Consider the following 23,511-nt stretch of genomic DNA (forward strand, 5'->3'; position numbering starts at 1 on the left):
CGGACGCTCATGGAGCTTCGGCCAGTCCGAATCGCGAACCGTTTCATCAATTCCGCCCATCGCGTGTGAAGGCTTCTTACGCTGGGTATGCGTCGGGGCATCACACGTGGGGAGATGTCGATGAAGAAATTGAACAAGTCGCGAGACGAGGTGCTGAACGAGTTGCGCAGTGCCTACGAGGGGGGCGCGAGCATCCGTACGTTGGTAGCCAACACCGGCCGCTCGTACGGCTCGATTCACAGCATGCTGCGTGAGTCGGGCACTGCAATGCGTAGCCGCGGGGGGCCCAACCACCGCAGGCGTGCCAGTTAAGGCGGTTGCTGGCGCAGCGAGGCCTCGACGAGGTCTAGTACGGCACTGAGCTTTTCGGGTTCATCGCCGGAGGCCAGTCGCGCCACCAGGCCGTCGAGCACGAGGTCCAGATACGTCTGCAGCACTGCGCTGGGCACGTCGTCGCGCAGCCGGCCTGCCTGCTTTTGGGTGCGCAGACGTTCAGTGGTCGCCGCCGACAACTCCGCCGAGCGCTCGGACCAACCGCGGTTGAACGCCGGATCGTTGCGCAGCTTGCGCGCGATCTCCAGCCGCGTCGCCAGCCAGTCGAACTGCTCGGGCGCGGCCAGCATGTCGCGCATCACCTGAATCAACCCTTCCCGCGACGCGACATCGGCCATCCGTTCGGCGTCCTCGCGGGCGAGCTCGAAGAATAGCGTGTCCTTGTCGCGGAAGTGGTGAAAGATCGCACCGCGCGACAGCCCGATGGTCTGCTCGAGCCGTCGCACGGTGGCCTTGTCGTAGCCGTACTCTGCGAAGCATCGCCGGGCGCCGTCGAGAATCTGCCGGCGCCGCGCTGCCAGATGGTCATCCGTTACCCGGGGCACTGGACTCTTACGACTTCAGCATGTTGCGCAGCACATACTGCAGGATGCCGCCGTTGCGGTAGTAGTCCGCCTCACCGGGGGTGTCGATGCGCACCACCGCGTCGAACTCGACAGTGTTGTCATCCGAGGCGCCGTCTCCCGATTTCCTCGCGGTGACATGCACGGTCTTCGGCGTCTTGCCGTCGTTGAGCGCCTCGATGCCGGTGATGTCGAACGTCTCAGTGCCGTCCAGCTTGAGGCTGGCCGCCGACTCGCCCTCGGGGAACTGCAGGGGGATGACCCCCATCCCGATCAGGTTGGAGCGGTGGATGCGCTCGAACGACTCGGTGATGACCGCGCGCACGCCGAGCAGGCTGGTGCCCTTGGCCGCCCAGTCGCGCGACGAGCCCGAGCCGTATTCTTTGCCGCCGAGCACAACCAGCGGAATGTCCTGCGCCGCATAGTTTTGCGCGGCGTCATAGATGAACGCCTGTTCACCGCCGGTAGTGAAGTCGCGGGTGTAGCCGCCGGACACGTCATCGAGAAGTTGATTACGCAACCGGATGTTGGCGAACGTGCCGCGGATCATCACTTCGTGGTTACCGCGCCGCGAGCCGTAGGAGTTGTAGTCCTTCTTGTCGACCCCGTGACTGTCGAGGTACTGCGCGGCCGGCGTGCCCGGCTTGATGCTGCCTGCTGGGGAGATGTGGTCGGTGGTCACCGAATCACCCAGCAGCGCCAGCACTCTGGCGCCCTTGATGTCGGTCACCGGCTGCGGCTCGGCGGGCATGCCGTCGAAGTACGGTGGTTTGCGCACATACGTCGAGTTGGAATCCCACTCGAAGGTGTTGCCCGCAGGCGTCGGCAAATTGCGCCACCGGTCGTCGCCCTTGAAAACGTCTCCGTAGTTCTTCGTGAACATCTCCGTGCTGATGGCATTGGCGATGGTGTCGTTGATGTCCTTCTGCGACGGCCAGATGTCCTTCAGGAAGACGTCGGCGCCTTCTTTGTCTCTGCCAAGCGGCTCGGAGTCGAAGTCGAAGTCCATGGTGCCCGCCAGCGCGTAGGCGATCACCAACGGCGGCGACGCCAAGTAGTTCATCTTCACGTCTGGGTTGATGCGGCCTTCGAAGTTGCGGTTACCCGAGAGCACCGCCGTCACCGACAGGTCGGCGTCGTTGACCGCCTTGCTGATCTCCTCGGGCAGCGGGCCCGAGTTACCGATACACGTGGTGCAGCCATAACCGACCAAGTAGAAGCCGAGCTTCTCCAGATACGGCCACAGCCCAGCTTTGTTGTAGTAGTCGGTGACGACCTGCGAACCAGGCGCCATCGTGGTCTTCACCCACGGCTTCGACGTCAGGCCCTTCTCGACGGCGTTCTTCGCAAGCAGTGCCGCGCCGAGCATCACCTCGGGGTTGGACGTATTGGTACACGACGTGATCGCCGCGATCACCACCGCGCCGTGGTCGAGGATGAACTCGCCGCGGTCGTCGGACTTGACCTCGACCGGGCTGCTCGGCCTGCCGTCGGCGCCGACGGCCGCCGACGGAACGACCGCGTCGTCGTCGGCGAAGGCCAGGCTCGAAGCCGGGTCGCTGGCCGGGAACGACTCTTCGACGGCCTCGTCGAGCTTGGTATGCGGGCTCTCCGCGCCGTCGTCCACATAGTTGTGAATGTCCTTGCGGAAGGCCGACTTTGCGTCGCCAAGCGCGATGCGGTCCTGCGGACGCTTGGGTCCGGCGATCGAGGGTACGACGTCGGACAGGTCCAGCTCGATGTACTCGGAGTACTTCGGCTCACTCTTGGGGTCGTGCCACATGCCCTGTTCCTTGGCATAAGCCTCGACCAACGCGAGCTGCTCGTCGCTGCGTCCGGTCATCCGCAGGTAGTCGATGGTGACCTCGTCGATGGGGAAAATGGCTGCGGTAGAACCGAATTCGGGGCTCATGTTGCCCAGCGTTGCGCGGTTGGCCAGCGGCACCTCGGCAACACCCTCGCCATAGAATTCGACGAACTTGCCGACCACGCCGTGCTTGCGCAGCATCTCGGTGACGGTGAGCACCACATCGGTGGCGGTTACGCCGGGCTTGCGCTCGCCGGAGAGCTTGAAGCCGACGACGCGGGGGATCAGCATCGACACGGGCTGACCCAGCATGGCCGCCTCGGCCTCGATGCCGCCGACGCCCCAGCCCAGTACGCCGAGGCCGTTCTCCATCGTGGTGTGGCTGTCGGTGCCGACGCAGGTGTCGGGGTAGGCCACGCCATCGCGTTCCCACACCACGCGGGCCAGGTACTCGATGTTGACCTGGTGCACGATGCCGGTGCCCGGCGGCACCACCTTGAAGTCGTTGAACGCGCCCTGCCCCCAGCGCAGGAACTGGTAGCGCTCGCCGTTGCGCTCGTATTCAATCTCGACGTTGCGCTCGAATGCGTTCGCGGTGCCGAACAGGTCGGCGATCACGGAGTGGTCGATGACCAGGTCGGCAGGCGCCAGTGGGTTGACCTTGTCCGGGTTGCCGCCGAGGTCGCCAACGGCCTCACGCATGGTGGCCAGGTCGACGATGCAGGGGACCCCGGTGAAGTCCTGCATGATCACGCGGGCGGGGGTGAACTGGATCTCCACGCTCGGCTCTGCCGACGGGTCCCAGTTCGCGATGGCCTCGATGTGGTCCTTGGTGATGTTGGCGCCGTCCTCGGTGCGCAGCAGATTCTCGGCGAGCACCTTGAGGCTGTAGGGCAGTTTCTCGGTGCCCTTCACCGCGTCCAAGCGGTAGATCTCGTAGCTCTTGTCCCCGACCTTCAATGTGTCGCGGGCGCCAAACGAATTAACCGAATCTTTGCTGCTCACATCAACTCCCGGCTCGATATCGCCGCGACGGGCTGTGTCGTCGGCGGTCACAACTCTAACAGTACGCTTGTCCTGCAAACCAACGCAGGGGTGTTTTTGTGTCTTGCCTCATTCTTCCTTGCGAGGCGCGTGCTGCCACCCACATACCCACTCATCGCGTACCGTGCCCGTGTGACCGGACCGCACGTGATTCCGTTTCTGCCGACGTACATCCCGCCCCAGGTATGCGCGACGGTCGGGCAGGACCCGGCGACCCCGCCGGACGCCTGCATGAATCTCGTCTTCGCCGATATTCGCGAGGACGGCGTGAGCGCATCGGCTAGCCAGAACAAGGCCGGCCTCGCGGCCGTGGTTGCCGACGCCAAGCAGAAGGGCATCGACCTCAAGATCGTCGTGCTCGACCAGAGTCCGCCGATCGACACCCCGCTGCGCGATGTCGCCACTCAGGTTGGCAAGGCCTATCCCGGTTCCACAGTCTTGGTCATCAGCCCCGGTTGGGCTGGCACGTATAGCCCGGTATACGACCGGGTGACTCTCGAGGCGGGTCAGGACATCGCCAAGACCGGCGACGCCGTGCAGTCGTCGAAGAATTTCGTCAGTGAGTTGACGACCCAACATTTCCCGTGGACGCCATTCACGATTGTTCTTGTGTTGGCGGTGATTGCGGCCGTTGTCGCCACTCGAGTGTTACAAGTCAAAGCCAAGCGCGCCTCTTCTCGCGAACAGGCGTAAAACCCCCAAAAGCGCGCGTTTTCCGGGGTTTTCACGTCTGCTCGCGCAATAGAAAGTCACAGCGGGATAACGCTAAATTCAATTACAAACCTGTAATTTGTGACTAAAGTTTCCTTAGCGTCAGATGTGACGTACCGTGCAATCGGTGGCTGATGTTGCAGTTGTGGTTCTTGTGACTGCGCACAGCATGTGAGCCATTAGGAGACACGGTCGAATGAGACGCACCCCGCGGGTCCGCGCGCTGACGCTTGCCATCGGCATGCTGCTCGCGACTCCCGGCCTGGCGATCGCCCAGCCCGCGAGTCCGGACACCCTCGGCGAGCTTGTCGCGGCCGTGGCCAACGCCAACCAGAAGCTGCAAGACCTCGGCGCCGCGATCCAGGCCCAGCAGGAAGGTGTCAACAAGGCGATCGTCGATGTGCAGACTGCGCGTGAGAATGCCGCCGCCGCGCAACACGAAGTGGATGCCAACGCGCAGCGGGTGACGGAGGCCAACACCGCGATCGCTGCGGCGCAGCAACGCTTCGACACCTTCGCTGCCGCAACGTATGTCAGCGGGCCGTCGGATTCCTACCTGACGGCCACCGATCCCGCCGACATCCTGTCCGCGGCGTCGGCAGGCCAGACATTGGCAGTGAGCTCACAGCAAGTCATCACCAATCTTCAGCGCGCCCGCACCGAGCAGGTGAACAAGGAGTCGGCCGCGCGGTTGGCGAAGCAGAACGCCGACAAGGCCGTCGCCGACGCGGAAGCCAGTCAGCAGAGCGCGGTTTCGGCGCTGAGCAACGCGCAACAGACGTTCAAGGACCAGCAGTCCCAACTCGATCAGTTGACCGCCGAGCACGCCGCCGCTCAAGCCAAGCTGGACAACGCCCGCAACTGGTCTGCGCCCGCAGGCGGAGCGCCTGCGGCCCAACCTGCCGCGGCGCGCGTCGGTGACCCGAACGCGAACTGGGATCGCGCACCGGGTGCGCGTGGCGGGGGCGGTCAGAAGTGGGACTCAGGGTGGGATCCCACGCTGCCTGCGATCCCGAGCGCCTTTGTCAGCGGTGACCCGATCGCGATCATCAACACGATCCTCGGCTACATGTCGACGTCGGCTCAGGTGACCCAACAGATGGGCCGCAACTTCCTGCAGTCGGTCGGCCTGCTGCCCACGCCGAGCGGTTACACGAATGGCGCGATTCCCCGTGTGTACGGCCGCCAGGCCACCGAGTACGTGATCAACCGTGGCCTCGCGGTGCGCGGCACGCCGTACTCCTGGGGTGGCGGCAACGCCGCGGGCCCGAGCCGCGGCATCGATTCCGGTGCTGACACAGTCGGTTTCGACTGTTCGGGATTGATGCTGTACATGTTCGCGGGCGTCGGCATCAAGCTCGACCACTACTCGGGCTCGCAGTACAACGCCGGCCGTAAGGTCCCGTCGTCGCAGATGCGTCGTGGCGACATGATCTTCTACGGACCCAACGCCAGCCAGCACGTCGCGATGTATCTCGGCGACGGCCAAATGCTCGAGGCCCCGTACACGGGCTCCGTCGTGAAGGTCTCGCCGGTGCGCACCAGCGGTATGACCCCCTACGTGACTCGAATGATCGAATGGTGAATCCCCTGCGCCGCATAACAATTGGACTCCTGATAGCCGTCGCGCTGCTGCTTGGCCTTGTCGCACCCGCGATCGCCGCCCCCGATGACGGACAGTGGGATCCCACGCTGCCGAAGATCCTCAGCGCCGGCGCGCCTGGTGATCCCGTCGCGATCGCGAACGCGTCGTTTCAGGCCACCCAGGTGGCCATTCAAACGACCCAGAATCTCGGTCAGCAGTTCCTGTCGAGCCTGGGCCTTGGCGGCTCGCCGAGTACAGCAGCCGCTTCCCCGGGTACGCGTGTGCGCGGTCCTCAGGCGATCGAATACGTGATCCGCCGCGGTGCCTCGCAAATGGGAGTGCCGTACTCGTGGGGCGGCGGCATGCCGAACGGTCCGAGCGCAGGCGTCGATGAAGACGCGGGCAAGATCGGCTACGACTGTTCCGGTTTTACGCGCTATGCGTTCGCCGGCGTTGGCGTGCTGATTCCGAAGTACTCTGGCGACCAGTACAACACCGGCCGCAAGGTGCCCTTGTCGCAGGCCAAGCGCGGCGATCTGTTGTTCTACGGTCCCGGCGGCACGCAGCACGTCGCGCTGTACCTGGGCGGCGGGCGGATGCTCGAAGCCTCCAGCGCCGCGGGACACGTCACGGTCAGCCCCGTGCGTAACCCCGGCCTTCAGCCGTATGCCGCGCGAATTATCGAAAGCTGAGCGGGGCCTGAGTTAACACTGAGCACTCCTGGTGAATGCCGTTCGACCAGGCGACACTTCGCTGGGCAACGTCGACGGATTCCGGACTGCCTGGAATAGTTGACGGCGAGCGTGCGGCCAACACCGGCCTACGCCGTTGCGACCAGCGTCTTAATTGATGTGGAAGGACCGTTGATGACGTCACCGAGTGGGCCGCCGCAGGGCGCTGGAGGATATTCCGGACAGGCCCCCACCCAGGCCTACAACCCCGGTAGCTCCCACGCCGCCCCGCCGAACAACGGAGGTCTGCAGCAGGAGGTGCACACCCTCGAGCGCGCCATCTTCGAGGTCAAGCGGATCATTGTCGGCCAGGACCAGTTGGTCGAGCGGATGCTCGTTGGCCTGCTCGCGAAGGGCCACGTGCTGCTTGAAGGTGTGCCCGGTGTCGCCAAGACGCTGGCCGTCGAAACCTTCGCCAAGGTGGTCGGCGGCACCTTCGCCCGCATCCAGTTCACCCCCGACCTGGTGCCCACCGACATCGTCGGCACCCGGATCTACCGCCAGGGCAAGGAAGAGTTCGACATCGAACTCGGCCCGGTGGTGGTCAACTTCCTGCTCGCCGACGAGATCAACCGCGCGCCCGCCAAGGTGCAGTCGGCGCTGCTCGAGGTGATGGCCGAGCGCAAGATCTCCATCGGCGGCAAGACATTCCCGCTGCCTGCGCCGTTCCTGGTGATGGCCACGCAGAACCCGATCGAGCAGGAAGGCGTCTACGCGCTGCCGGAAGCCCAGCGCGACCGCTTCCTGTTCAAGCTCAACATCGACTACCCGACTCCTGAGGAGGAGCGGGAGATCGTTTACCGGATGGGCGTCAAGCCGCCGGAGCCCAAGCAAATCCTGGCCACCGGTGATCTGCTGCGCTTGCAGGACGTCGCGTCGAACAACTTCGTGCACCACGCGCTGGTCGACTACGTGGTCCGCATCGTCACCGCAACCCGGCATCCCGAGAAGTTCGGCATGCCCGACGCCAAGGCGTGGATTGCCTACGGTGCTTCGCCTCGCGCCTCGCTCGGCATCATCGCCGCGTCGCGTGCTCTGGCGCTGGTGCGTGGGCGCGACTATGTCGTGCCGCAGGATGTCGTCGAGGTCATCCCCGACGTGCTGCGGCACCGCCTCGTGCTCACCTACGACGCGCTGGCCGACGAGATCTCGTCGGAGACCGTGATCAACCGGATCCTGCAGACGGTGGCGCTCCCGCAAGTGAATGCCATTCCGCAGCAAGGTCATTCGGTGCAGCCGGTGATGCCAGCAGCAGCGGCTGCCGCCGGTAATCGGTGACTACTTCCAGACGAGGGGTCGACCTGCCGTCGCTCAAGCGCGGGGAGATTCGTGACCCCGCGCTGACGGCGGCACTGCGCAAGCTGGAGCTGACCGTGCGCCGCAAGCTCGACGGCGTGCTGCACGGCGACCACCTCGGGCTACTGCCGGGGCCGGGGTCAGAGCCGGGGGAGTCGCGGCTCTACCAGCCCGGTGACGACGTGCGCCGGATGGACTGGTCGGTCACCGCGCGCACCACTCACCCGCATGTGCGTCAGATGATCGCCGACCGTGAGCTCGAGACATGGTTGGTTGTCGACATGTCGGCCAGCCTCGACTTCGGTACCACCGGCTGCGAGAAGCGCGATCTGGCGGTAGCAGCGGCGGCGGCGATCACGTTCCTCAACAGTGGCGGCGGCAACCGGATCGGCGCGATCATCGCGAACGGCGACTCGGTGCGGCGGGTTCCGGCATTGTCCGGCCGCATGCACGAACAGGAACTGCTGCGCACGATCGCCACGATGCCCAAGGCGCCGACGGGCGTACGCGGCGACTTGGCCGCGGCCATCGACGCGTTGCGCCGGCCGGAGCGGCGCCGCGGGATGGCGGTGATCATCAGCGACTTCCTCGGTCCGATCAACTGGATGCGTCCGCTGCGGGCGATCGCGGGCCGCCACGAGGTGCTCGGCATCGAGATACTGGACCCGCGCGATGTGGAACTTCCCGACGTCGGCGACGTCATCCTGCAGGACGCCGAAAGTGGCGTGACCCGGGAGTTCACCATCGACGCGCAGCTGCGCGACGACTTCGAGAAGGCCGCTGCCGCCCATCGCGCAGAGGTGGCCCGCACGTTACGGCGATGCGACGCACCGTTGTTGTCGTTGCGCACCGACCGGGACTGGATCGCCGACGTAGTCCGTTTTGTCGCCAACCGCCGTCGTGGAGCGCTTGCCGGCCGATGAGCGCTTGCGCGAAGAGCGTGTCCGAGGCGCGTTATCCAACGAAATGACAACTGGCATATGACATTACCGTTGCTCGGACCGATGACGCTCTCGGGCTTCGAACACGCGTGGTTCTTCCTGTTTCTCATCGCGGTCTTCGCGATCGCGGCGCTGTACGTCCTGGTGCAGGTGGCCCGACACAAGCGGATGTTGCGCTTTGCGAACATGGAGCTGCTGGAAAGCGTTGCGCCCAAACGACCTTCGCGCTGGCGGCATCTGCCCGCGATCTTGCTGGTGTTGTCGCTGCTGATGTTCACCGTCGCGATGGCTGGGCCGACGCATGATGTTCGCATTCCGCGTAACCGCGCGGTGGTGATGCTCGTCATCGACGTCTCGCAGTCGATGCGCGCCACCGACGTGTCGCCCAACCGGCTTGCCGCGGCCCAGGAGGCCGCCAAGCAGTTCGCCGATCAGCTCACGCCAGGGATCAACCTCGGGTTGATCGCCTATGCGGGCACCGCCACCGTGCTGGTGTCGCCGACCACCAATCGTGAAGCCTCCAAGAACGCGATCGACAAATTGCAATTGGCCGACCGCACGGCGACCGGTGAAGGCATCTTCACCGCGCTGCAGGCGATCGCCACCGTCGGCGCAGTGATCGGCGGTGGGGACGAACCGCCGCCCGCGCGCATCGTGTTGATGTCCGACGGCAAGGAGACGGTGCCGTCCAACCCGGACAACCCGAAGGGCGCCTACACCGCCGCGCGTACCTCCAAGGACCAGGGCGTGCCGATTTCGACGGTGTCGTTCGGCACCCCGTACGGCTACGTCGAGATCAACGGCCAGCGCCAGCCGGTCCCTGTCGATGACGAGACGCTGAAGAAGATCGCGGAGCTATCCGGCGGTCAGGCCTACACCGCCTCGAGCCTCGAGCAGCTCAAGGAAGTCTTCACCAACCTGCAGGAGCAGATCGGCTACGAAACCCGCAAGGGCGACGCGAGCGCCGGCTGGCTGCGGCTCGGCGCGCTGGTGCTGGCGTTGGCAGCGCTGGCGGCCATGCTGATCAACCGCCGACTACCCGACTGACGCAAATGAAATGACAACTGGCACATGACTTTACCGTTGCTCGGACCCATGACGCTGACGGGTTTTGACCACCCGTGGTTCTTCCTGTTCCTCATTGCGGTGCTGGGGCTGGCCGGGCTGTACCTCGCGATGCAGGCGGCGCGGCGTAAGCGGATGTTGCGCTTTGCGAACACCGAACTGCTGGAAAGCGTTGCGCCCAAACGGCCGCCGCGCTGGCGGCATCTGCCGACCATCCTGCTGGTGTTGTCGCTTGTTTTATTCACGGTCGCGATGGCCGGGCCGACGCACGATGTCAAGATTCCGCGCAACCGCGCGGTGGTGATGCTCGTCATCGACGTGTCCCAGTCCATGAAGGCCACCGATGTATCGCCGAACCGGCTGGCGGCGACGCAGGAGGCGGCCAAGCAGTTCGTCGATCAGATGACGCCCGGGATCAACCTGGGACTGATCGCCTATGCGGGCACGGCGACCGTGCTGGTGTCGCCGACGACCAATCGTGACGCGTCCAAGAACGCGATCGACAAGCTGCAAGTGGCCGACCGCACCGCGACCGGTGAGGCCATCTTCACAGCGCTGCAGGCCATCTCCACCGTCGGCGCGGTGATCGGCGGCGGTGATACCCCGCCGCCTGCCCGCATCGTCCTGATGTCCGATGGCAAGGAGACGGTGCCGTCGAACCCGGACAACCCCAAGGGTGCCTACACTGCGGCGCGGGCCGCCAAGGATCAGGGAGTGCCGATCTCCACGGTGGCTTTCGGCACCCAGTACGGCTTTGTCGAGATGAATGGCCAGCGAACGCCAGTACCCGTCGACGACGAGATGCTGAAGAAGATCGCCCAGCTGTCCAACGGACAGTCCTACACCGCGTCCGATGTCGAGCAACTCAAAGAAGTCTTCACCAATCTGCAGGAGCAGATCGGCTACGAGACCCGCAAGGGCGACGCCAGCGCGGGCTGGCTGCGACTTGGGGCGCTGGTGCTGGCGCTCGCGGCGTTGGCCGCGTTGTTCATCAATCGGCGGCTGCCCAACTAAGGCGATTTCTTAAGAATGCGCCTCAGGCACTAAGTTGGCCTCCATGACTGCGACCGATGATGCCGGTTCCGCCGGCCAAGCCGCGGGTGGCCGTCCACCGTTCGTCTCGCGTTCGGTGCTGGTGACCGGGGGAAACCGCGGCATCGGTCTGGCCATTGCTCAGCGGCTGGCTGCCGACGGCCACCAGGTCGCTGTCACGCACCGCGGATCGGGAGCGCCCGACGGGCTGTTCGGCGTGGAGTGTGACGTCACCGACAACGACGCCGTCGACCGCGCCTTCAAAGAGGTCGAGGAACACCAGGGTCCGGTCGAGGTGCTGGTGTCCAACGCAGGCATCTCGAAGGACGCCTTCCTGATCCGGATGACTGAGGAGCGGTTCACCGAGGTGATCAATGCCAACCTCACCGGGGCGTTCCGGGTGGCGCAGCGCGCGTCGCGCAGCATGCAGCGCAAGCGCTTTGGCCGGATCATTTTCATCGGTTCGGTCTCTGGCACGTGGGGCATCGGCAACCAGGCCAACTACGCGGCCGCCAAGGCCGGTCTGATCGGCATGGCCCGGTCGATCTCCAGGGAGCTGTCCAAGGCTGGTGTTACCGCGAACGTGGTGGCGCCGGGCTACATCGACACCGAGATGACCCGCGCGCTGGACGAGCGCATCCAGGAGGGGGCGCTCGAGTTCATCCCGGCCAAGCGGGTCGGCACCGCCGAGGAGGTCGCAGGAGCGGTCAGCTTCCTGGCGTCCGAGGACGCGAGCTACATCGCGGGCGCGGTGATCCCGGTCGACGGCGGCATGGGCATGGGCCACTAAGAGAGAGAAGGACTTTGACATGGCAGGTTTGCTCGAAGGCAAGCGCATCCTCGTCACGGGGATCATCACCGATTCGTCGATCGCGTTCCACATCGCCAAGGTGGCGCAGGAGGCCGGTGCCGAACTGGTACTGACCGGCTTTGACCGGATGAAGCTGATCCAGCGCATCGCCGACCGGCTGCCGGAGAAGGCGCCGCTGCTGGAACTCGACGTGCAGAACGAGGAGCACTTGGCGTCGTTGGCTGACCGGGTCACCGAAGTGATCGGCGAGGGCAACAAGCTCGACGGCGTCGTGCACTCGATCGGCTATATGCCGCAGACCGGCATGGGCATCAACCCGTTCTTCGACGCACCGTATGAGGACGTCGCCAAGGGCATCCACATCTCGGCGTATTCGTATGCCTCGCTGGCCAAGGCGCTACTGCCGATCATGAATCCCGGCGGCGGCATCGTCGGCATGGACTTCGACCCCACCCGGGCGATGCCCGCCTACAACTGGATGACCGTGGCCAAGAGTGCGCTCGAGTCGGTGAACCGGTTCGTGGCGCGCGAAGCCGGCAAGTACGGTGTGCGGTCGAATCTCGTTGCCGCCGGACCGATCCGGACGCTGGCGATGAGCGCCATCGTCGGCGGTGCACTCGGCGAGGAGGCGGGCGCGCAGATGCAGCTGCTCGAGGAGGGCTGGGATCAGCGTGCGCCGATCGGCTGGAACATGAAGGATCCGACGCCGGTGGCAAAGACGGTGTGCGCGTTGCTTTCCGACTGGTTGCCCGCGACGACCGGGACCATCATCTACGCCGACGGCGGCGCAAGCACGCAGTTACTGTAAATGAACTTCGATGCGCTTCTGCTCCTGTCGTTCGGCGGACCGGAGGCGCCGGAACACGTGATGCCGTTCCTGGAGAACGTCACTCGCGGCCGCGGTATCCCGCGCGAACGGCTCGCGTCGGTCGCCGAGCATTACCTGCACTTCGGTGGCGTGTCACCGATCAACGGCATCAACCGCCAGTTGGTCAGCGCGCTCGAGGCCGAGATCGACCTGCCCGTCTACTTCGGCAACCGTAACTGGGAGCCGTATGTCGAGGACACGGTTGCGGCAATGCGGGACAACGGGATTCGCCGAGCTGCCGTATTCGCCACCTCGGCCTGGGGCGGTTACTCCAGTTGCACCCAGTACGTCGAGGACATCGCGCGGGCCAGGGCTGCGGCAGGTGAGGGCGCGCCCGAACTGGTGAAGCTGCGCCAGTACTTCGACCACCCATTGTTCGTCGAGATGTTCACCGAAGCCATCGGTGCGGCGGCACAGACCGTGCCCGACGGTGCCCGCCTGGTGTTCAGCGCGCATTCGATTCCGGTTGCAGCCCGGAACCGGTGCGGCACAGACCTGTACAGCCGCCAGGTGGCCTACGCGTCGCGCCTGGTCGCCACCGCCGCCGGATACGCCGACTATGACCAGGTGTGGCAGTCACGCTCGGGGCCGCCGCAGGTACCGTGGCTGGAGCCTGACGTCGCCGATCATCTGACGGCACTTGCCGACGGCGGAACCAAGGCGGTGATCGTCTGCCCAATCGGTTTCGTTGCCGATCACATCGAGGTGGTCTGGGATCTGGACAACGAGCTACGCGAGCACGCCGAGAATCTCGGCATCGCGTTCGCGCGGGCCGCAACTCCCAACGCCGATCCGCGATTCGCGAGGCTGGTCGCCGATCTGCTCGATGAGCTGCGCGACGGCCGCGAGCCTGCCAGGGTGGCGGGCCCGGATGCGCCTCCGCTGCAAGGGTTTTCGCGAGACGGCGTGGTCTGCACGCCGAACTGCGGTTAGGCCTGCCAGGCGGAGTGCAGGATCGCGCTGACCGCCGCCATGCGCGCGGATCGCACCACTGATGACAGCGGACGCAGCGCGTCGCTGGCGATCTGCACCTCCGATGATGTCTGCAATCCGATCGGGATCAGGCCGGAGCTGACGGTGACGATCGCGTCGATGTGGGCGGCATTTTCGAGCACGCGCACCGCGCGGGTGGGCGCGTGATCGGGCACCCGGTGCCCCCGATTGCCTTCAAGCACTTGCTCGACGAGTCCGCGCGGATCGGCCACATCGGTGCCGGCCGCGCGGATTGCGCCGAGTGCGTCGGCGGCTGACCGGACCGCAGCGCGCAACGCGTACTCCGCCTCGCCGAGGTCGACATGTTCGTCAGCGGCTTGCGCCGGCACCGAATAGACCGTCCACGACAATGCGGTCGGCTCCGGTTCGTAATCGGTTTCGTCTTCCAATTCGTCGTATTCGAATTCGGGGACAAGGCCGACCGCGGTTGACGCATCGCGACCGACGATGACCGCCTCGCCCGCGGTCACTGCGTCGCGCTGAAATTGGGTGCCGGCGGGCAGTCCGCGCACATCGCCAGGCACCGGCAACACCACGCCGATGGCGGGCGCCGAGAGGCCCCTGCCTGCCGCTGTGCGCACCGTTTGCAGCATCGACACCGCGCCGGCGTCGTTCAAGTCGGGCCACGGCAGCCCCGTGCGACCGGCCGCGACCGAGTCATACGCGGTCACGGAATGCCTTGACGCCCATTGCGATAACGCATCGAGGACGTCGTCAGGCGCGGCGGCGCCTGCGAGCCAGGCGTTGGCCCAAACCGAAAGTGAGACACTGGGGCACCACATGATGCTCGCAGTGTAGTTGTTAACGGCGGATTGGGTCGGTCACACGATAGGGTGGGCGGCATGGCCGTTCCGCTGATCTGGCTAATCGCCGCACTGGCCCTCGCCGGGGCCGAAGCGCTCACCGGCGACATGTTTCTCCTCATGCTTGGCGGTGGGGCGTTGGCCGCTGCGGGCTCGAGTCTGGTCTTCGATGAGCTGTGGGTGCACGGCGCCGTGTTCCTCGTGGTGTCGGTCCTGCTGCTGGTGCTCGTGCGGCCCGCGTTGAGACGGCATTTCCTCTCGGGTAAGGGTCTGCCCGAACCGGTGAAGGCGCTCGAGGGCAAGAGCGCTCTGGTGCTCGATCGGGTGGCGCGCCATGAAGGCCAGGTGAAACTCGATGGCGAAATCTGGACGGCGCGCCCGTTCAACGACGACGATATCTACGAACCGGGCGACCACGTCACCGTCGTGCACATCGACGGCGCCACCGCCGTCGTCCAAAAAGTTGTCTAGAGAACGCTGGACAAACTAGGGAAGGAACCCGTCATGGAAGGTGCCGTTGCCGGCCTGATCTTGGTCGGGGTGCTGGTGGTATTCGCCGCCATCATCGTGGCCAAATCGATTGCGCTGATCCCGCAGGCCGAGGCCGCGGTGATCGAACGGTTGGGCCGCTACAGCAAGACCGTGTCGGGTCAGCTGACGTTGCTGCTGCCGTTCGTCGACAAGATCAGGGCGCGGGTGGACCTGCGCGAACGGGTGGTGTCCTTCCCGCCGCAGCCGGTGATCACCGAAGACAACCTGACGGTCAACATCGACACGGTGGTGTATTTCCAGGTCACCAACCCGCAGGCGGCGGTGTACCAGATCAGCAACTACATCGTCGGTGTCGAGCAGTTGACCACCACCACTTTACGCAACGTGGTCGGCGGGATGACGCTGGAGCAGACACTGACATCGCGCGACCAGATCAACGGCCAGCTGCGCGGAGTGCTCGACGAGGCCACCGGCCGGTGGGGCCTGCGTGTGGCCCGGGTGGAGTTGCGGTCGATCGATCCGCCGCCGTCGATCCAGGACTCGATGGAAAAGCAGATGCGTGCCGACCGCGAAAAGCGGGCCATGATCCTGACCGCCGAGGGCAGCAGGGAGGCCTCGATCAAACAGGCCGAGGGTCAGAAGCAGGCTCAGATTCTGGCGGCCGAAGGTGCCAAGCAGGCCGCAATCCTGGCGGCCGAAGCCGACCGGCAGTCGCGCATGCTGCGGGCCCAGGGTGAGCGCGCCGCGTCCTACCTGCAGGCCCAGGGCCAGGCCAAGGCGATCGAGAAGACGTTCGCCGCGATCAAGGCGGGGCGGCCCACCCCGGAGATGCTGGCTTACCAATACCTGCAGACGCTGCCGCAGATGGCCAAGGGCGAGGCGAACAAGGTGTGGCTGGTGCCAAGCGATTTCGGTGCTGCGCTGCAGGGGTTCACCAAGATGCTGGGGGCGCCGGGCGACGACGGCGTGTTCCGTTACCAGCCTTCGCCCGTCGAGGAGGATCTGCCGAAGCCCGAGGACGACTCCGCTGAGGTGGCCGAGTGGTTCAACACGCAGACGGACCCCGAGATCGCGCAGGCCGTTGCCGCCGCTGTGGCTGAGGCGCGGACACCGGTGCCGGGTGCGATTGACCCGCCTCCCCAATACCCGCCGCTGAGCCAGCAGCAGCAGCCGCCTTCCGACTATGCGCCACAGCCGCCGCCACCAGGGCGCCACAGCGGGTAACGCCGAGTTGTAAAGGGGCCCGGCGTCAACCGGTGACCGCCGGTTCGCTGTGGGGCGCCGCGAGGCGCTCGCGATGATGGCGGCGGTGGGTGCGGATCTCGTAGATCAACCCCGCGATGCCGATGCTCGCTGTGCACAACGAGACCACGAACAGCAGCGGGCTGACGTTGCCGGTGAGTGCGTCGCCGAGGATGACCACAGCGGCGGTGCCTGGCAGCAGGCCCACCAGGGTGGCCACGGTGTACGGCAGCACGCGCACCGCCGACGCCCCGCACGCGTAGTTGACCACCGAGAACGGCATGGCCGGGATCATCCGCATCGAGATCACCGTCGGCCAGCCGCGCTCGCGCAGCCGCGCGTCGACGGATTCCACCCGGGCGTGCTTTACCAGCCGACTCAGTTGCCAGCCGGCGGCGCGCACCAGCAGCAGCGCGATGACCGCGCTCACGGTGCTGGCCAGCACCGCCAGCGGGACGCCCAGGTACGGGCCGAAGAGTAGGCCCGCGGCCAACGTGAATGCGGTGCGTGGGAACGGAAACACCGTCACCGCGATGTGGGCGGCCAGGAACGCCAGCGGGAACCACGGCCCCACCGAGGTCGCCCAATCGCGCATCTGCAGGGCGCTCGGCACTGGGGCCAGCAGCGCAACTGCGATGAGAATCACAATTGCTGTGAGGATCGCGATGAAGCGGCGGGGTGAGACCGTGGACGCCGTCGAAATCACCGCAGCACGCAGTGCACGCAGGGTGTTGACGACGGCTTTCACGCCTACCAACACTACGGGCCATGCCGCGGCGACACGATCTGCGCGTCGGTGTGAGTCGGTCAGCCGGCAGGCGATGTTGTGATGGCGATCATTTAGCCTGATGGCTGTGCAGAAACCCGGCGTTACGGATTCCGATATCGCGAGGTGGCGCACGGCGGTAGCCGGCGTCCTGGCCAAGAGCACCCGGCGCGACCCGGCGGATTTGCCCGCCGAGCCTGAGCGGCTGCTGGACTCGCCGACCTACGAGGGTTTTCCGGTGCGCCCGCTGTACACATCGCTCGACGAGTTACCCGAACCGGCGCTGCCGGGGCAGTGGCCGTTCGTGCGGGGCGGCGACGCGCTGCGCGACGTCAAGTCCGGCTGGCGGGTCGCCGAAGTCTTTCCCGCGAACGGATCCTCGGCGGCCGACGCCAACGGCGCTGTGTTGGTGGCATTGACCGAAGGCGTCAGCGCGCTGGTGCTGCGCGTCGGGGGTAAGACGGCTGAACTGGACCGCCTGCTCGACGGTGTGTTCCTCGACCTCGTCCCGGTAGTGCTCGATGCTGGTGCCGACTATGTGGCCGCATCGAATGCCGTGTTGGCTCTGTTGACGGATCTCGATGACGACCAACGGTCGCGGCTGTCGGTGGATCTCGGCGCCGATCCGTTGACCGCACCGCTGAACGCGCAAGCCACGGTGAATCTCACCGACTTCGTTGCGGTGGCAGCGAAGGCGACCGGATACAACGGTGGCGTACGGGCGATTACCGTCGACGGCCCGGCGTTCCACAATCGTGGCGCCAGTGCGTCGTGGGAATTGGCGGGCAGCATCGCGGCGGCGGTCGGGTATCTGCGTGCGCTCGGCGAGGGCGGTATCGCTACGCGGGATGCGCTGCGGCAGATCAGCTTCCGCTTCGCCGCCGACGACGACCAGTTCATGACGATTGCGAAGCTGCGCGCGGCGCGCCAGCTGTGGGCGCGGGTGGCCGAAGTGGTGGGGGAGCCAGACGCGGGAGCGGCCCGGCTGCACGCCGTCACGTCGCTGCCGATGATGGCGCAGCGCGACCCGTGGGTGAACATGTTGCGCACCACGGTGGCGGCGTTTTCTGCGGGCGCCGGCGGAGCGGACACTGTGCTGGTACACCCGTTCGATGTGGCGATACCCGGTGGGTTCCCCGGTACCGCAGCGAGTTTCGCGCGACGCATTGCCCGCAACACCCAATTGCTGCTGCTGGAGGAGTCGCACATCGGCCGGGTGCTCGACCCCGCTGGCGGCTCCTGGTTCGTCGAGGATCTCACCAGGGGGCTGGCCGAGCAAGCGTGGAAACACTTCCAGGACATCGAAGCCCGCGGTGGCTTCGAGGCCGCGCGTGACTACGTCGTCGGCCAGATCAACGAGGTAGCCGAGCGCCGCGCGGACGACATCGCACACCGCCGTACGGCGCTCACCGGTGTCAACGAATACCCGAATCTGGCCGAACCACCTCTGCCGCAAGGTGATTCGCTTGACGCAGTGGTGCGCTATGCGGCTGGCTTCGAGGCGCTGCGGGACCGATCGGATGCTTTCCTGGAGAAAACCGGATCGCGACCGACGGTATTGCTGTTGCCGCTCGGCCCGCTGGCGGAGCACAACATCCGCACCACGTTCGCGACCAACCTGCTCGCGTCCGGCGGCATCGAGGCGGTCACCGAGGATCCCGACCCCAAAGTCGCGGTGATCTGCGGCACCGACGCCCGCTATGCGACCGAGGCGTCGGCCGCCGTCGACGCGGCGCACCAGGCGGGGATTTCGCATGTCCTGCTGGCAGGCCCGGAAAAGGCTGTGGCCGAAGCGGATTCGAAACCCGACGACTATCTGACCGCCAAGATCGACGCCGTCAAGGCGCTCTCGGACCTGCTCACCCGATTGGGGGCGTGACCATGACGGCAACTACTGGAATCGGAAGCTTCGCCGACGTTCCGCTGCACGGCGATCGCGAGGGCGAACCGACCACGGAAGCCGCGGTCGCCAAGCACGTTGACGCCGCGGCCGCCGCGCACGGCTATACCCCCGACCAGCTCGGCTGGGCCACCCCCGAGGGCATCGACGTCAAGCCGGTCTATATCGGCGCCGACCGCGATGCCGCCGTCGCCGCGGGTTACCCGCTGAACAGCTTCCCCGGCGAGGCGCCGTACATCCGGGGGCCCTACCCGACCATGTACGTCAACCAGCCGTGGACCATCCGCCAGTACGCCGGCTTCTCCACCGCGGCTGAATCCAACGCGTTCTACCGCCGCAACCTGGCCGCTGGCCAGAAGGGTCTTTCGGTCGCGTTCGACCTTGCCACCCACCGCGGCTACGACTCCGATCACCCGCGGGTCGCCGGCGACGTCGGAATGGCGGGCGTGGCAATCGATTCCATCCTCGACATGCGCCAGCTGTTCGACGGCATCGACCTGTCGACGGTGTCCGTTTCGATGACGATGAACGGCGCGGTGCTGCCGATCCTCGCGCTGTACGTGGTGGCCGCCGAGGAGCAGGGTGTGCCGCCGGAGAAGCTGGCCGGGACCATTCAGAACGACATCCTCAAGGAGTTCATGGTCCGCAACACCTACATCTATCCACCCAAGGCGTCGATGCGGATCATCTCGGACATCTTCGGCTACACCAGCACCAAGATGCCGAAGTTCAACTCGATCTCCATCTCCGGCTATCACATCCAAGAGGCCGGTGCCACAGCCGATTTGGAGCTGGCCTACACGCTGGCCGACGGTGTCGAGTACATCAAGGCCGGGCTGGACGCGGGCCTGGACATCGACAAGTTCGCGCCACGGCTGTCGTTCTTCTGGGGCATCGGGATGAACTTCTTCATGGAGGTCGCCAAGCTGCGCGCGGGCCGGCTGCTGTGGAGCGAGCTGGTCGCCGAGTTCGGCCCGAAAGACGCGAAATCCCTTTCGCTGCGCACACATTCGCAGACCTCGGGTTGGTCGCTGACCGCGCAGGACCCGTTTAACAACGTCGCGCGCACCTGCATCGAGGCGATGGCCGCCACCCAGGGCCACACCCAGTCGCTGCACACCAACGCGCTGGACGAGGCGCTGGCGCTGCCGACCGACTTCTCCGCCCGCATCGCACGCAACACCCAGCTGCTGCTGCAGCAGGAGTCCGGCACCACGCGGCCGATCGACCCGTGGGGCGGCTCGTACTACGTGGAGTGGCTGACTCATCAGCTCGCCGAGAAGGTGCGGGCCCACATCAAAGAGGTCAACGAGCACGGCGGCATGGCTCAGGCGATCAGCGACGGCATCCCGAAGATGCGGATCGAAGAGGCGGCCGCCCGCACACAGGCGCGCATCGACTCCGGGCAGCAGCCCGTGATCGGCGTCAACAAGTACCAGGTTGCCACCGGCGATGGCACCGACCACGAGATCGAGGTGCTCAAGGTCGAGAACAGCCGGGTGCGGGCCGAACAGATCGCCAAGTTGCAGCAGCTGCGCGCCGACCGCGACCCGAAAGCCGTCGAAGCAGCGCTGGCCGAACTCAGCACCGCCGCGAACGGGAAGGGGAACCTGCTCGAACTCGCGATCAACGCGGCGCGGGCCAAGGCCACCGTCGGTGAGATCTCCGATGCGCTCGAGAAGGTTTGGGGGCGCCATCAGGCCGAGATCCGTACCATCGCCGGGGTCTACCGCGACGAAGTCGGAAAGGTCAGCAATATCTCCAGCGCTTCAGAGCTCGTCGAGAAGTTCGCCGAGGCCGACGGCCGCCGCCCCCGCATCCTGGTGGCAAAGATGGGCCAGGATGGGCACGACCGGGGCCAGAAGGTGATCGCAACGGCGTTCGCGGACATCGGCTTTGACGTCGACGTGGGCTCGTTGTTCTCCACCCCGGAAGAGGTGGCGCGCCAGGCCGCCGATAACGACGTACACGTGGTCGGGGTGTCGTCGCTGGCCGCCGGGCACCTGACGCTGGTGCCTGCACTGCGCGACGCACTCGCCGAAGTGGGCAGGCCCGACATCATGATCGTCGTCGGCGGCGTCATCCCGCCCGGCGACTTCGATGAGCTCTACGCCGCCGGTGCGACGGCGATCTTCCCACCCGGCACGGTCATCGCCGACGCCGCGATCGGACTGCTGGAGAAGCTGGCCGAACGCCTTGGCTACAGCCTCGGCTAGATGGCGACCCCGGTCGAGGAACTAGCGGCGGCCGTCCGCAGCGGCGACCGGGCGGCGTTGCCGAGGGCCATCACGCTGGTCGAGTCGACCCGCCCGGATCACCGCGAGCAGGCGCAGCAGCTGCTGCTCGAGCTGATGCCCGAGGCGGGAAACGCCATGCATGTCGGCATCACCGGTGTGCCCGGCGTCGGCAAGTCGACGACCATTGAAGCGCTCGGTATGTATCTGATCGAGCAGGGCCATCGAGTCGCGGTGTTGGCCGTCGACCCATCGTCTACCCGCACTGGCGGATCGATCCTGGGCGACAAGACCCGGATGGCTCAACTCGCGGTGCATCCCGACGCCTACATCCGGCCCTCGCCGACCTCGGGCACTCTCGGCGGCGTTGCTAAGGCCACCCGCGAAACCATCGTGTTGCTCGAGGCGGCCGGCTTCGACGTGATCCTGGTCGAAACCGTCGGCGTCGGGCAGTCCGAAGTGACGGTGGCCAACATGGTCGACACGTTCGTCTTCTTGACGCTGGCGCGCACCGGTGACCAACTGCAGGGCATCAAGAAGGGCGTGCTGGAACTCGCCGACATCGTGGTGGTGAACAAGGCTGACGGTGAGCACGCCGGCGAGGCCAAGACGGCGGCCCGCGAGCTGACCGGAGCGATCCGCCTCATTTATCCTCGCGAAACCCTTTGGCGCCCACCAGTTCTCACGATGAGTGCGTTGGAGGGAAACGGCCTCACCGAGCTGTGGGATACGGTGCTCAAACACCGCAGGGTGCTCACCGACGCGGGGGAGTTCGAGACCCGCAGACGCGCGCAACAGGTGGACTGGACGTGGTCGATGGTTCGCGACGCCGTGCTGGACCGGGTGCTGTCGCATCCGGCCGTGCGAAAGATCCGCGCCGAGGTGGAACGCCAGGTGCGCGATGGCGAGCTGACCCCCGCGCTTGCTGCACAGCAGCTGCTCGATGCCGCTGACGTGCACGGACCTAACTAATTGGTAACACTTCGTTTATTTGCCGGGGTTGCAGGTAAATTCAATACATTGTGACGGGTGTCAATAACGGGGAGCGCAGCGCAGCGCTCCCGCACGGCATACAGGGCGCAGCCGACTCCAGCTTCGCTTGCACGGTTCGCGCGTTTTCCCAACTGTTCCCTGGCAAGCGGTTCGGTGGCGGGGCGCTTGCCGTCTACCTCCACGGCGAACCGGTGGTCGATGTCTGGACGGGATACGCCGACCGACGCGGCAGCGAGTACTGGACCGCCGATACCGGCGCGATGGTCTGGTCGGTGACCAAGGGCCTGGCCTCGACCGTCATCCACCGGCTGGCCGACCGTGGCCTGATCGACTACGACAGTCCCGTCGCCAAGTACTGGCCGGAGTTCGGTGCCAACGGCAAGTCCGAGATCACCGTCCGGGATGCGATGCGCCACCGCGCCGGGCTGTCTCAGCTCAACGGCGTAAGCAAGACCGAACTCCTTGATCACCAGGCGATGGAGTCGCGGCTGGCGGCGGCGTCGGTGAACAAGGTGCTATACGGCAAGCCGGCCTATCACGCGTTGACATACGGCTGGCTGATGTCGGGGCTCGCTCGCGCCGTCACCGGCAAGGGCATGCGCGACTTGATCCGTCAGGAACTGGCCGAGCCGTTGAACACCGACGGGCTGCACTTGGGCCGCCCGCCCGCCGATTCGCCGACGCGGGCCGCTCAGATCCTGGTGCCACAGGGCACGTTCAGCAATCCGGTGTTCAACTTCGTCGCGCCCCGGATCGCCGCGCTGCAGTACTCAGGGGTGTTCGGATCGATGTACTTCCCTGGCATGAAAGCCGTTGTGCAGGGGGATATCCCGTTCCTCGACTCCGAGATCCCCGCAGCGAACGGCGTGACAACGGCCCGCGGCCTGGCCAAGATGTACGGCGCGCTGGCCAATGGCGGTCGCATCGACGGCGCCCAGTTCCTCTCGCAGGAGTTGACCGCCGGTTTGACCGGCAAGCCCAGCATGCTGCCGGACCGAAACATCTTCGTGCCGTTGAGCTTCCACCTTGGCTACCACTCGATGCCGTTCCCGCCGGGGCTGATGCCGGGCTTCGGGCATGCGGGACTGGCCGGCTCGGTGGGCTGGGCCGATCCGGGGACCGGCCTGTCGTTCGGGTTCGTGCACAACCGACTGCTCACCAGGATGGTGCTGGACCAGGCGACATTCGCTGGCATCTACGCGCTGATCCGCCGCGACGCCGCACAGGCGCGCAGGCGGGGCTACCAGACTGTGCCCGCGTTCGGTGCGCCCTACGACGTGTCGAGGCCGGTCGCGGGGTAG

The 23,511-nt window shown here is 65.9% G+C and carries 20 protein-coding genes and 1 pseudogene; 17 read left to right on the forward strand and 4 right to left on the reverse strand.

The window, feature by feature from the left end:
• Positions 1 to 120 precede the first annotated feature (120 nt).
• Complete coding sequence (locus tag MYCSM_RS13920) at positions 121 to 312, forward strand: helix-turn-helix domain-containing protein (protein ID WP_015306800.1); 192 nt, start codon at positions 121 to 123, stop codon at positions 310 to 312.
• Here MYCSM_RS13920 and MYCSM_RS13925 read toward each other — a convergent pair.
• Together MYCSM_RS13925 and acnA are read right to left on the reverse strand one after the other, a co-directional pair.
• Positions 309 to 878 (reverse strand): TetR/AcrR family transcriptional regulator, encoded by a 570-nt coding sequence (locus tag MYCSM_RS13925; protein WP_015306801.1) that lies wholly within the window; start codon positions 876 to 878, stop codon positions 309 to 311. The genes MYCSM_RS13920 and MYCSM_RS13925 overlap by 4 nt on opposite strands.
• Before the next feature lie 7 nt (positions 879 to 885).
• Entirely contained in the window at positions 886 to 3,708 is a 2,823-nt protein-coding gene (gene acnA, locus MYCSM_RS13930; RefSeq protein WP_015306802.1) for an aconitate hydratase AcnA, read from the reverse strand.
• Between the two features lie 171 nt (positions 3,709 to 3,879).
• Here acnA and MYCSM_RS13935 point away from each other — a divergent pair, with 171 nt between their 5' ends.
• The 10 genes and pseudogenes from MYCSM_RS13935 to MYCSM_RS13980 all read left to right on the forward strand — a co-directional run bounded on the left by MYCSM_RS13935 (position 3,880) and on the right by MYCSM_RS13980 (position 13,751).
• Positions 3,880 to 4,440 (forward strand): Rv1476 family membrane protein, encoded by a 561-nt coding sequence (locus MYCSM_RS13935; RefSeq protein ID WP_041312048.1) that lies wholly within the window; start codon positions 3,880 to 3,882, stop codon positions 4,438 to 4,440.
• A 214-nt stretch (positions 4,441 to 4,654) separates the two neighbouring features.
• A complete protein-coding gene (ripA, locus tag MYCSM_RS13940; protein ID WP_015306804.1) occupies positions 4,655 to 6,043 on the forward strand; it encodes an NlpC/P60 family peptidoglycan endopeptidase RipA in 1,389 nt (462 codons plus the stop codon).
• Positions 6,037 to 6,735 (forward strand): NlpC/P60 family peptidoglycan endopeptidase RipB, encoded by a 699-nt coding sequence (gene ripB, locus MYCSM_RS13945; RefSeq protein ID WP_015306805.1) that lies wholly within the window; start codon positions 6,037 to 6,039, stop codon positions 6,733 to 6,735. Before ripA ends, ripB begins: the two co-directional genes overlap by 7 nt.
• Positions 6,736 to 6,909: 174 nt before the next feature.
• Positions 6,910 to 8,052, forward strand: a complete 1,143-nt coding sequence (gene moxR1, locus MYCSM_RS13950) for a chaperone MoxR1 (RefSeq protein WP_015306806.1) — start codon at positions 6,910 to 6,912, stop codon at positions 8,050 to 8,052.
• On the forward strand, positions 8,049 to 8,993 hold the full coding sequence (locus MYCSM_RS13955; RefSeq protein ID WP_015306807.1) for a DUF58 domain-containing protein: 945 nt from the start codon (positions 8,049 to 8,051) through the stop codon (positions 8,991 to 8,993). Before moxR1 ends, MYCSM_RS13955 begins: the two co-directional genes overlap by 4 nt.
• 57 nt (positions 8,994 to 9,050) lie before the next feature.
• On the forward strand, positions 9,051 to 10,058 hold the full coding sequence (locus MYCSM_RS13960; protein ID WP_015306808.1) for a VWA domain-containing protein: 1,008 nt from the start codon (positions 9,051 to 9,053) through the stop codon (positions 10,056 to 10,058).
• A gap of 24 nt (positions 10,059 to 10,082) precedes the next feature.
• Positions 10,083 to 11,090: a VWA domain-containing protein gene (locus MYCSM_RS13965; protein WP_015306809.1), complete on the forward strand. Its 1,008-nt coding sequence runs from the start codon at positions 10,083 to 10,085 to the stop codon at positions 11,088 to 11,090.
• Positions 11,091 to 11,133: 43 nt separating this feature from the next.
• Positions 11,134 to 11,898 carry a 3-oxoacyl-ACP reductase FabG1 gene (gene fabG1 / locus MYCSM_RS13970; RefSeq protein ID WP_015306810.1) on the forward strand — a complete coding sequence of 255 codons (765 nt, stop codon included), beginning with the start codon at positions 11,134 to 11,136 and terminating at the stop codon, positions 11,896 to 11,898.
• A gap of 19 nt (positions 11,899 to 11,917) precedes the next feature.
• Positions 11,918 to 12,727, forward strand: coding sequence for an NADH-dependent enoyl-ACP reductase InhA (inhA, locus tag MYCSM_RS13975; protein WP_015306811.1), 810 nt, complete (start codon positions 11,918 to 11,920; stop codon positions 12,725 to 12,727).
• Positions 12,728 to 13,751: pseudogene (locus MYCSM_RS13980) on the forward strand (ferrochelatase).
• Here the strand turns inward: MYCSM_RS13980 and MYCSM_RS13985 are convergent.
• A complete protein-coding gene (locus MYCSM_RS13985; protein ID WP_015306813.1) occupies positions 13,717 to 14,562 on the reverse strand; it encodes a hypothetical protein in 846 nt (281 codons plus the stop codon). The pseudogene MYCSM_RS13980 and the gene MYCSM_RS13985 overlap by 35 nt on opposite strands.
• A gap of 60 nt (positions 14,563 to 14,622) precedes the next feature.
• Between MYCSM_RS13985 and MYCSM_RS13990 the strand changes: the two genes are divergently transcribed.
• Positions 14,623 to 15,054, forward strand: coding sequence for an NfeD family protein (locus tag MYCSM_RS13990; protein WP_015306814.1), 432 nt, complete (start codon positions 14,623 to 14,625; stop codon positions 15,052 to 15,054).
• Positions 15,055 to 15,087: 33 nt separating this feature from the next.
• Positions 15,088 to 16,299, forward strand: coding sequence for an SPFH domain-containing protein (locus tag MYCSM_RS13995; protein ID WP_015306815.1), 1,212 nt, complete (start codon positions 15,088 to 15,090; stop codon positions 16,297 to 16,299).
• A 25-nt stretch (positions 16,300 to 16,324) separates the two neighbouring features.
• Here MYCSM_RS13995 and MYCSM_RS14000 read toward each other — a convergent pair whose 3' ends face one another.
• Entirely contained in the window at positions 16,325 to 17,065 is a 741-nt protein-coding gene (locus MYCSM_RS14000) for a TVP38/TMEM64 family protein (RefSeq protein WP_041312050.1), read from the reverse strand.
• Positions 17,066 to 17,165: 100 nt separating this feature from the next.
• Here MYCSM_RS14000 and mutA point away from each other — a divergent pair, with 100 nt between their 5' ends.
• From mutA to MYCSM_RS14020, 4 genes are read left to right on the forward strand one after another with little or no spacing between them, the layout of a single operon-like run.
• Positions 17,166 to 18,962, forward strand: coding sequence for a methylmalonyl-CoA mutase small subunit (gene mutA / locus MYCSM_RS14005; protein ID WP_015306817.1), 1,797 nt, complete (start codon positions 17,166 to 17,168; stop codon positions 18,960 to 18,962).
• Positions 18,963 to 18,964: 2 nt separating this feature from the next.
• Positions 18,965 to 21,199: a methylmalonyl-CoA mutase gene (scpA, locus tag MYCSM_RS14010; protein WP_015306818.1), complete on the forward strand. Its 2,235-nt coding sequence runs from the start codon at positions 18,965 to 18,967 to the stop codon at positions 21,197 to 21,199.
• Complete coding sequence (meaB, locus tag MYCSM_RS14015; protein ID WP_015306819.1) at positions 21,200 to 22,189, forward strand: methylmalonyl Co-A mutase-associated GTPase MeaB; 990 nt, start codon at positions 21,200 to 21,202, stop codon at positions 22,187 to 22,189.
• Positions 22,190 to 22,239: 50 nt separating this feature from the next.
• On the forward strand, positions 22,240 to 23,511 hold the full coding sequence (locus tag MYCSM_RS14020) for a serine hydrolase domain-containing protein (protein ID WP_015306820.1): 1,272 nt from the start codon (positions 22,240 to 22,242) through the stop codon (positions 23,509 to 23,511).

Origin of the sequence: Mycobacterium sp. JS623, from assembly GCF_000328565.1 — a bacterium.
Taxonomy (GTDB): Bacteria; Actinomycetota; Actinomycetes; order Mycobacteriales; family Mycobacteriaceae; genus Mycobacterium.

Coding starts and splice junctions, on each gene's coding strand:
- MYCSM_RS13920 (WP_015306800.1), top strand. CDS start 121: ATGAAGAAATTGAACAAGTCGCGAGACGAGGTGCTGAACGAGTTGCGC.
- ripA (WP_015306804.1), top strand. CDS start 4,655: ATGAGACGCACCCCGCGGGTCCGCGCGCTGACGCTTGCCATCGGCATG.
- ripB (WP_015306805.1), top strand. CDS start 6,037: ATGGTGAATCCCCTGCGCCGCATAACAATTGGACTCCTGATAGCCGTC.
- moxR1 (WP_015306806.1), top strand. CDS start 6,910: ATGACGTCACCGAGTGGGCCGCCGCAGGGCGCTGGAGGATATTCCGGA.
- MYCSM_RS13960 (WP_015306808.1), top strand. CDS start 9,051: ATGACATTACCGTTGCTCGGACCGATGACGCTCTCGGGCTTCGAACAC.
- MYCSM_RS13965 (WP_015306809.1), top strand. CDS start 10,083: ATGACTTTACCGTTGCTCGGACCCATGACGCTGACGGGTTTTGACCAC.
- fabG1 (WP_015306810.1), top strand. CDS start 11,134: ATGACTGCGACCGATGATGCCGGTTCCGCCGGCCAAGCCGCGGGTGGC.
- inhA (WP_015306811.1), top strand. CDS start 11,918: ATGGCAGGTTTGCTCGAAGGCAAGCGCATCCTCGTCACGGGGATCATC.
- MYCSM_RS13985 (WP_015306813.1), bottom strand. CDS start 14,562: ATGTGGTGCCCCAGTGTCTCACTTTCGGTTTGGGCCAACGCCTGGCTC.
- MYCSM_RS13990 (WP_015306814.1), top strand. CDS start 14,623: ATGGCCGTTCCGCTGATCTGGCTAATCGCCGCACTGGCCCTCGCCGGG.
- MYCSM_RS13995 (WP_015306815.1), top strand. CDS start 15,088: ATGGAAGGTGCCGTTGCCGGCCTGATCTTGGTCGGGGTGCTGGTGGTA.
- mutA (WP_015306817.1), top strand. CDS start 17,166: ATGGCTGTGCAGAAACCCGGCGTTACGGATTCCGATATCGCGAGGTGG.
- scpA (WP_015306818.1), top strand. CDS start 18,965: ATGACGGCAACTACTGGAATCGGAAGCTTCGCCGACGTTCCGCTGCAC.
- meaB (WP_015306819.1), top strand. CDS start 21,200: ATGGCGACCCCGGTCGAGGAACTAGCGGCGGCCGTCCGCAGCGGCGAC.